The sequence below is a fragment of the Paenibacillus taichungensis genome, from assembly GCF_003287275.1.
In the GTDB taxonomy this organism is placed as follows: Bacteria; Bacillota; Bacilli; order Paenibacillales; family Paenibacillaceae; genus Paenibacillus; species Paenibacillus taichungensis_A.
Genome location: NZ_QEVW01000025.1, coordinates 310,740 through 318,434 on the forward strand (window position 1 = coordinate 310,740; position 7,695 = coordinate 318,434).

At 44.6% G+C, this 7,695-nt stretch carries 6 protein-coding genes and 15 tRNA genes; 1 reads left to right on the forward strand and 20 read right to left on the reverse strand.

Going from position 1 to position 7,695, the window contains the following annotated elements; translation table 11 throughout:
* From DC345_RS28780 to DC345_RS28795, 4 genes are read right to left on the reverse strand one after another with little or no spacing between them, the layout of a single operon-like run.
* Positions 1-507 carry a PspC domain-containing protein gene (locus DC345_RS28780; RefSeq protein WP_113056035.1) on the reverse strand — a complete coding sequence of 169 codons (507 nt, stop codon included), beginning with the start codon at positions 505-507 and terminating at the stop codon, positions 1-3.
* A gap of 17 nt (positions 508-524) precedes the next feature.
* Positions 525-761, reverse strand: a complete 237-nt coding sequence (locus tag DC345_RS28785; RefSeq protein ID WP_113056036.1) for a PspC domain-containing protein — start codon at positions 759-761, stop codon at positions 525-527.
* A 4-nt stretch (positions 762-765) separates the two neighbouring features.
* Positions 766-1,437, reverse strand: coding sequence for a PspA/IM30 family protein (locus tag DC345_RS28790; protein ID WP_110002425.1), 672 nt, complete (start codon positions 1,435-1,437; stop codon positions 766-768).
* 33 nt (positions 1,438-1,470) lie between these two features.
* Positions 1,471-1,779 carry a LiaF transmembrane domain-containing protein gene (locus DC345_RS28795; RefSeq protein WP_024634156.1) on the reverse strand — a complete coding sequence of 103 codons (309 nt, stop codon included), beginning with the start codon at positions 1,777-1,779 and terminating at the stop codon, positions 1,471-1,473.
* A 511-nt stretch (positions 1,780-2,290) separates the two neighbouring features.
* On the opposite strand from DC345_RS28795, the gene DC345_RS28800 reads away from it, so the two are divergent.
* On the forward strand, positions 2,291-4,651 hold the full coding sequence (locus tag DC345_RS28800) for a helix-turn-helix domain-containing protein (protein ID WP_113056037.1): 2,361 nt from the start codon (positions 2,291-2,293) through the stop codon (positions 4,649-4,651).
* A gap of 172 nt (positions 4,652-4,823) precedes the next feature.
* Here the strand turns inward: DC345_RS28800 and DC345_RS28805 are convergent, their stop codons facing one another.
* The 16 genes from DC345_RS28805 to DC345_RS28880 all read right to left on the reverse strand — a co-directional run bounded on the left by DC345_RS28805 (position 4,824) and on the right by DC345_RS28880 (position 7,667).
* Entirely contained in the window at positions 4,824-5,750 is a 927-nt protein-coding gene (locus DC345_RS28805) for a class I SAM-dependent methyltransferase (RefSeq protein WP_113056038.1), read from the reverse strand.
* A 438-nt stretch (positions 5,751-6,188) separates the two neighbouring features.
* Positions 6,189-6,267 (reverse strand) — tRNA-Leu (locus tag DC345_RS28810).
* Between the two features lie 25 nt (positions 6,268-6,292).
* Positions 6,293-6,366 (reverse strand) — tRNA-Cys (locus tag DC345_RS28815).
* Positions 6,367-6,372: 6 nt separating this feature from the next.
* Positions 6,373-6,447: transfer RNA gene (locus DC345_RS28820), tRNA-Gly, on the reverse strand.
* 4 nt (positions 6,448-6,451) lie between these two features.
* A tRNA-Gln gene (locus tag DC345_RS28825) sits at positions 6,452-6,526 on the reverse strand.
* 12 nt (positions 6,527-6,538) lie between these two features.
* Positions 6,539-6,611, reverse strand: a tRNA-His gene (locus DC345_RS28830).
* Between the two features lie 29 nt (positions 6,612-6,640).
* Positions 6,641-6,714, reverse strand: a tRNA-Trp gene (locus DC345_RS28835).
* A 6-nt stretch (positions 6,715-6,720) separates the two neighbouring features.
* Positions 6,721-6,806, reverse strand: a tRNA-Tyr gene (locus DC345_RS28840).
* A 5-nt stretch (positions 6,807-6,811) separates the two neighbouring features.
* Positions 6,812-6,887, reverse strand: a tRNA-Thr gene (locus tag DC345_RS28845).
* Positions 6,888-6,905: 18 nt separating this feature from the next.
* A tRNA-Phe gene (locus DC345_RS28850) sits at positions 6,906-6,981 on the reverse strand.
* Between the two features lie 95 nt (positions 6,982-7,076).
* A tRNA-Asp gene (locus tag DC345_RS28855) sits at positions 7,077-7,154 on the reverse strand.
* Positions 7,155-7,181: 27 nt separating this feature from the next.
* Positions 7,182-7,255 (reverse strand) — tRNA-Met (locus DC345_RS28860).
* 19 nt (positions 7,256-7,274) lie between these two features.
* Positions 7,275-7,350 (reverse strand) — tRNA-Val (locus tag DC345_RS28865).
* Positions 7,351-7,418: 68 nt separating this feature from the next.
* Positions 7,419-7,490, reverse strand: a tRNA-Glu gene (locus tag DC345_RS28870).
* A gap of 6 nt (positions 7,491-7,496) precedes the next feature.
* Positions 7,497-7,588 (reverse strand) — tRNA-Ser (locus tag DC345_RS28875).
* 3 nt (positions 7,589-7,591) lie between these two features.
* Positions 7,592-7,667: transfer RNA gene (locus DC345_RS28880), tRNA-Asn, on the reverse strand.
* Between the last annotated feature and the right edge of the window lie 28 nt (positions 7,668-7,695).

Below are 7,695 nucleotides of genomic sequence, written 5' to 3' on the forward strand. Positions count from 1 at the left end.
TTACTTTTCTCCCTTCTCGTAACGAGATAATTTTTGGCGAAGCTCTTCAACTTCTTTTTTCAATGCTTTTTTCTCAATATCTTTCATCATGGAATCAAGTTCACTTTCTTGCTGTGACCCTGCTCCGTAAGCGTTATTGTCGTAAGAACGTGGACCAGACTGAGGTCTGCTGTTATATCCTGGGCCAGGACCGAAGTTTCCGGGACCTTGATTACGGTTGTTTTGGAAAGGACCTCTTGGTGGCTCGTGATCAAAGTTGTTGTATCCTCTACCAGCGCCAGGACCTGGGCCCGGACCATAGCCGTATGGATCATAAGGTGGATATGGCTCTTTTGGCACCACCAGTGCTGCGATGAAGTAGATTAACAACGACGTGCCGCCAGTTACGAAGATACTGATGACAAAGATGATACGCAGCAGGGTTGAATCCATGCCGATCGACTCGGATATACCACCACACAATCCTGTCAGCATCCGGTCACGCGTTGAGCGATATAATTTGCTCATATGCTTACTCCTTTCGTTTACTTGTATCCTCTTCCGTGATCAGCACCATAGGTGTATGGATCAGCGTGATAGGGTTCTTTTGGCACTACCAATGCAGCGATGAAGTAGATCAGCAATGATGTACCCCCCGTAGCGAAAATACTGATGAAGAAAATGATACGCAGCAGCGTGGAACTAAATCCAAGATTTTCAGAGATGCCGCCGATCAAACCTGTCATCATACGATTACGCGATGAGCGGTAAAGTTTATTCATGTGTCTACTCCTTTCTGTCATTGTTTAGCTTTTGTTTCAGCCGTTCCAGTTCTTTGTCCAGCGTAGAGGATGACATGGTGCCGGATGTACCTGCCCCATCCTGACTCATCCGCCGCAAATCCCGGAGACTTTGTGCCTCATATTCAAGATCAGATACCTGATCGTCCAACCGGTTGAACATACGGGGTACATTCTGACCGTTGTAGTGACCTCTCTGATTCATTCGCTGCTGCAATTGAATCGTCTGCATACGAGCATAGTAATATTGACGTTTGCTGTATACATTCTGATACTCCACTTTCAGTTGGTCGATCTGTTCATCCAGTTCCTGTAAAGCCGCATTGCTTTGTGCGTACAATTCATTGTATTGCTCCATTTTTTCCTCGTGGAGGATTTTCTCCTGCAAAGCAAGTTTAGCCAAATGCTCCTCGCCTGCTTTCAGAGCCATGGAAGCTTGTTCTTCCCGTTTGTGTACCATACCTGCTGCCTGATCCGCTTGTTGTTTCATTTGTCTGGTATGGCTTGCATATTGGTGACGAAGCTTCTCGGCTTCACCGATGTCTTGGCGGGTCGAGACCAGAAACTGATCAATCAGTTTAACTGGATCCTGACTTTGCTCCAGATGTTCGTTTAAATTAGCTACGGTAATATCCCGCATTCGACGAAATACACTCATTTTGTCTGTCCTCCTTATCATAATCGTGAAAGCTTAGTAACGGCCACGACGACTGCGATTATTACTCAACATGGAGAATCCGAAGATAATTAACCCAATCGCGATGATCGGTCCGATCAGCCAGGCCAGTTTACCCAGCAGTGAGAGGATACCGATGAAGAGAACAATCCATCCAAGCAGTACATTTCCTCGTTTAACTCCGTAGTATCCAAGTGCAATCATCAGGATCGGAATCAGATAACCCATTAAATGTCCCAGTAGGGGAGTTAACTTTCCGAAGAGGAGAAGTGCACCCAATGCAATCAGTACAATCGCCCAGCCATTTCCTTTATTCCATCTCATAATTATTGTTCACCGCCCTTTCGGTTCATTAATTTGATTTGTGTGTTTGTTTGTTCGTTTGTTTCTTGTTTAACCTTATGTCCTTATTCTAGGGGAAACTGCGACTTTTCAAAACAGACCGTGGACGGTTTTTCATCCTAGACTCAGGTCGGGGATGGGGTTGGACCTTTGACTGTCCCTGGATCAGACCATTGACCACTGTACCGAATAACAGCCTTAGATATCCCTTATTACCCTTCTTCAACGCCGATCCCCCGTGTGAATATGACGTCCATACCTTTTATCTACGTTCCTCTCCGATTGACGTTTCCCATTACATGTTCTAGGAAAGCTAACGACTATTAATCTGAGCGATTACATGATATTCTTTTCCAATTGGATTTTTATTACTTTTTTATCCAAATAAACAAAATTTAGATTGTTCTATATGTAAGCGTTTACTAAAATAGAAAGTGTTACTAATTCAAAAGTCAGGAGTGGACCTGTGCGATCATTCAGCTATCTACATAAGATGATAGTCTTCGGAATCTTGTTAAGTACCCTGCCCATTCTGTTGACGGGAATCGCCGCTTTTATCTATTCTTCGAAACAATCAGAACTGCATCGTGCCCAAGCCAATAAACAACTGTTAATCCAAATGCAAACCAATGTGGAGCACAAACTTGCAACCGTAAGTTATATGCTCGATCAGGCCGTTCGGTCACCCGACACGCTCCATTCTCTAACGTCATCCTCATCGAGTCAGGGCACCGGCCCTTTGTATGCTGAGAAGTTACAGACCGAATTTAAGAATATGAGATCGTGGGAGCCTCTAATGGATATTACGCTCGTAAATCAGACCCAGGATTGGCTTATCGATCATGCTGGCCTGTACCTGAATACTGATTTTCCAATGGCTCTGCCCATGAAAGACTTGTTATCGAACACACTCACATCCGGTTGGCAACTTACTCCATCATCCGTGTTTAACAATAATGAGCGCCCGGTGAATTCAGGCTGCATCTACCATATTGCTCTTGCCAGATCGATACCCGATGTAAATGTTTCTTCTGAAGCTGCCCTGATTGCGGGAATTCCGGCATGTTCACTGCAAAAACCACTGGAAGAGGAATCTCCTGAAAGCTCTACAGCCGGACTAATCATTTTGAATCGTGAACAGCGTATCATGGTCCACCCCAATTCCGAATATATTGGTCAGCCATTGGCTGCAGCAGGAATAAGGGACAGCGATTCGAAGGCCAGCTTTAGTGAATTGTTATCTAAGCGTGGTTTCGCTGCCTCTTCAGGCCAACGTGAGGTACGGATTGCAGATACACGTTACTCGCTGTCCTATACGCATTCTTCTCTAAAAGGGTGGATATATATTCTCATTTCGCCTACAAATATTCTTACTCACGAGTATGTTCAGATTGGGCTGCACACCATGTATATCAGTGTTGCTATGCTTCTACTCTCACTGTTGCTCTCATGGATAGGTTCGAGACGAATGCATATTCCCATACGTAAGCTTCTTGCACAACTTGGTGATAAACGCTTACCCAAAGATCGCCTTGAAACCAAGTCTACACTTCATATAGACGAATTCGAACAAATCAGAGCTGGCGTTACACAGCTATCTGCTTCTCAATCCCAGCTTGAAAGCAAACTAAATCAATATAAGTTGCAGATACGCAGTCATTTTCTAAACAACCTGCTTCTGGGTAAAAATGCACCGTCCACTCTTCATGACACACTCAGAGAGAATGGTTATGGTTCACAGCTTCAAGAGTGGCAACAAATAGCCGTCATTGCAGTCCAAGCTGATCTTATGAATCACACCAAATATCATGCCAAGGATCGTGATCTGTTGCTGTTTGCCGTTCAGAACATACTGGAGGAGAGTATTTATCCAGAACAACAGTTACTTCCCGTGGTATATGAACAGGCTGTCGTTACCATTATTGGCACCTCTGAGCAAGATCGTGTTCGTTTTTCACAACATCTGTATACGTTAACCGAGCAACTCCAACATCAGATCAGTGAGATCCTTAATCTTCAGGTAAGCATTGGCTTCAGTCAGCCCCATGCCTCCCTCTTTCAGATACCACAGGCTTATACGGAGGCCCTTGAAGCGCTCAAGCATCGAATGAAACTGGGAGCAGGAATCATCTTTCAATTTGAGGCGATCGATAATCGTACCTCCCATTGGGCACTGCGATATCCCGAATCACTGGAGTATACGCTGATACAGGCTATCCAAAATGCCGATGAAGCCCTAGCATCCTCTCATCTCCATCAGTTGCTTGAAGTACTCTTTGGCATGGAATGCACACCGGAAGAATATCAGGTAGCACTCGCCCGGTTGTTAACACATATTTTGCAGATGATGCAGGAATCCGGTATACGACTGGGACAGATCTCCAAAGGCCATGGGTCCATTTTCAATGAACTTCATGCTCTCCAGTATGCAGCTGAGGTTGAGCAATGGTTTAACAATCATATCATCATACCAATCATTCTCATTTTGAAAGAAAGACAGTACGCCCAATATCAGCATATATCCGAGAAAATGATTGCCATCATCCAGCAAGAATACGATAAGGATCTGACGTTGGAGGAATGCGCATCCAGACTCCATTACAATTCCAACTACCTGAGTAGTGTGTTCCGCAAAGAGACAGGCTGTGCATTCAGTGAGTATCTGACGAAGTACCGCTTCAGTATAGCTAAAAAGTGGCTCGACGAAAGCGAGCTAACAGTCAAGGATATCGCCGCACGGCTTCGTTATAACAATCCACAGAACTTTATCCGTTCTTTTCGAAAATGGGAAGGAATCACGCCCGGACAATATAGGGAACGTAAGCAGAAGCCTGATCTATCCATAAAGCAGTAAACGGCTCTTTCGGGGATGAAGTACGAGAGTTATAAATATTTCTATTTATAGAAGAAGAACGTTTGTTATTCAGGCGAAGAATAAATTGTGTTATATCCGAACATCAAAAAAAGGGAGCAGTTATAACTGCTCCCTTAAAACTTCATCTAAAATGATTACTGCTGGAATAGGTCTACTTTTCCTTGGTACGTACCACTTTCATATTCGGTTGCTCCAATTGAATCAGAATTTTACCAAACTTCCCTCCGCGTGAGAATGTAACCACACCATCTTTGTAAGTGTCTCTGATATATTGTTCAGCCAGGGCAAGAGAACCTTCATCCGTTGGCAGTTCGTGCGTGCTAAGCCATTCCTTAAGCTTATCAACGACTTCCTCAACAGGCATCTCAATATAACTTGTTTCTTTAGTGATTAAGGTGGTGTACGAATAATCTTTCAGGTACAGCAGCTGTTGTATATATCCCATATCTCCAGCGTTGTATGATGGATAGGCTCCTAATACCTCTTTAAGCTCATCTATTAGTGTGTGCTCTCTCGATCCAGCCATCGTGCTAATATAAACATACTTTCGGGCAGTGTTGATCGCCTGTTCAATCGTTTCCCAATTCGACATCGCCGGGCACATAGATGCAAATGCAAAATCATATTTCTTCTCCCAGCCCTTTTCCTGAATCGATATGTCCTCGAACCGCTCTGAAACGATATCAATACTGGATGTAAGGGAAGCAGGAATTGTCTCCTTCATTAAGGAAACTAACAGTTCAGATGGCTCTACAGCTGTAACGCTCGCTCCTTTAGTTGCAAAAGGAATCGTAAAGATGCCCGATGCTGCTCCAATATCTAATATCGATAAACCGTCAAAACTCACTCCCTGATTTTCAATCCAACCTATGATGCGTTCGGATCGCTTCTTCCCCTCTTCAGTAAACGATTGTTGATGATATTCTCTAGCCCATCGTTCAAATGCAGATGTCGCGTCAAACGCCGTGCTCTTCATATTGTATTTTGAAACTGTGGACTGATTCTTCCACGCTTCTTCCCACACAGATCGATCAAATAAAATTTCAGAATGCTTGGATACATTTTTTTCTCCAGACACGTTGCTTCACTCCATTTCTTTTATGAAATAAAAATTCACTCGCAAAAAGGATATTATCTTGTTTCAATAAACACCTTTTATATAAATTTAAAAGAGCTTTAATATCCTTAATTAAACTAAAATATTATCAGAGACTTTACACATCTACAATATACTTATTAAAGTCATGCGTCAATACATAAACAAAAATAATTATACAGCAATGGATAGATCACCAATTTACAACTAATGCCGTTCTTATAATATAGAGATACCAGAATATCGTGTATTTGCCCTAGCATATGCTGGATTCCCCTGTAAAAATGGTGTTGTTATGACCTACAAGAATCCATTCAGGAGCCCTTCTTTGCTTAATTGCCGCACGTCATCTTTCAATTCGCCAAATAAAAAAAGCTCACTAGATTTTGCATCTAATGAGCTTTTTCTTACTTGCTTGAATACCGGCGAGAGGACTCGAACCTCCACGGTTTCCCACTCGATTTTGAGTCGAGCGCGTCTGCCATTCCGCCACGCCGGCATATGATGTTTTTATAAAAATATACTGGAGGCGCCACCCAGATTCGAACTGGGGATAAAGCTTTTGCAGAGCTGTGCCTTACCACTTGGCTATGGCGCCAAATATTGGAGCGGAAGACGGGAATCGAACCCGCGACCCTCGCCTTGGCAAGGCGATGCTCTACCGCTGAGCCACTTCCGCATAATGGCTGGGGATATAGGATTTGAACCTATGCATGACGGAGTCAAAGTCCGTTGCCTTACCGCTTGGCTAATCCCCAAAAAAACAAAGGGGCGATCGAGGGGAATTGAACCCCCGAATGCCGGATCCACAAACCGGTGCGTTAACCACTTCGCCACGATCGCCATAATACAATATGTTCTTGAAAGTTAATTGGCAGGGGCAGCAGGAATTGAACCCACACCAACGGTTTTGGAGACCGTTGTTCTACCTTTAAACTATGCCCCTAAAAACTGGTGGAGGATGATGGATTCGAACCACCGAACCCGTACGGGAGCAGATTTACAGTCTGATGCGTTTGGCCACTTCGCTAATCCTCCATAAGTGGTGCCGGCGAGAGGACTTGAACCCCCAACCTACTGATTACAAGTCAGTTGCTCTACCAGTTGAGCTACACCGGCGTTTTAAGTTGTGATAAATGGTGGCTCGGGACGGAATCGAACCGCCGACACGAGGATTTTCAGTCCTCTGCTCTACCGACTGAGCTACCGAGCCACAATAAAGTTAATTCTGAAACGTTGCACTTTATCTAGGGCGTTCGGTGCCATATAGCAGATTTAGTGAACAGCTTCCTCATGTAAAGATTAAAATGGCGGAACCGACGGGATTCGAACCCGCGATCTCCTGCGTGACAGGCAGGCATGTTAGGCCAACTACACCACGGTTCCAGATCACTTTCTTCATAGAAAGTATAATTGCGGGGGCAGGATTTGAACCTGCGGCCTTCGGGTTATGAGCCCGACGAGCTACCGGGCTGCTCCACCCCGCGTCGTAATTTAAAAGTTATATGGTGGAGGCTGAGGGGATCGAACCCCCGACCCTCTGCTTGTAAGGCAGATGCTCTCCCAGCTGAGCTAAGCCTCCGAACAACACATTTATGATCTTATCATAAAACTGCTGTGTAAATCAACTTCTTTTTTTGAAGTTAGATATGACCCGTAGGGGATTCGAACCCCTGTTACCTCCGTGAAAGGGAGGTGTCTTAACCCCTTGACCAACGGGCCTTGCTATGGCGGAGAGAGAGGGATTCGAACCCTCGAGACGCTTGTGGCGCCTACACGATTTCCAATCGTGCTCCTTCGGCCAACTCGGACACCTCTCCATATGGCTCCCCGAACAGGGCTCGAACCTGTGACAACTCGATTAACAGTCGAGTGCTCTACCAACTGAGCTATCAGGGAATAATGCTTCAGAGATCATTCTCTGAAA

What these genes read in the sequence shown, in the direction of transcription:
- DC345_RS28800 (WP_113056037.1), top strand. Translation starts at nt 2,291, where the DNA reads ATGATAGTCTTCGGAATCTTGTTAAGTACCCTGCCCATTCTGTTGACG.
- DC345_RS28790 (WP_110002425.1), bottom strand. Translation starts at nt 1,437, where the DNA reads ATGAGTGTATTTCGTCGAATGCGGGATATTACCGTAGCTAATTTAAAC.
- DC345_RS28785 (WP_113056036.1), bottom strand. Translation starts at nt 761, where the DNA reads ATGAATAAACTTTACCGCTCATCGCGTAATCGTATGATGACAGGTTTG.
- DC345_RS28780 (WP_113056035.1), bottom strand. Translation starts at nt 507, where the DNA reads ATGAGCAAATTATATCGCTCAACGCGTGACCGGATGCTGACAGGATTG.
- DC345_RS28795 (WP_024634156.1), bottom strand. Translation starts at nt 1,779, where the DNA reads ATGAGATGGAATAAAGGAAATGGCTGGGCGATTGTACTGATTGCATTG.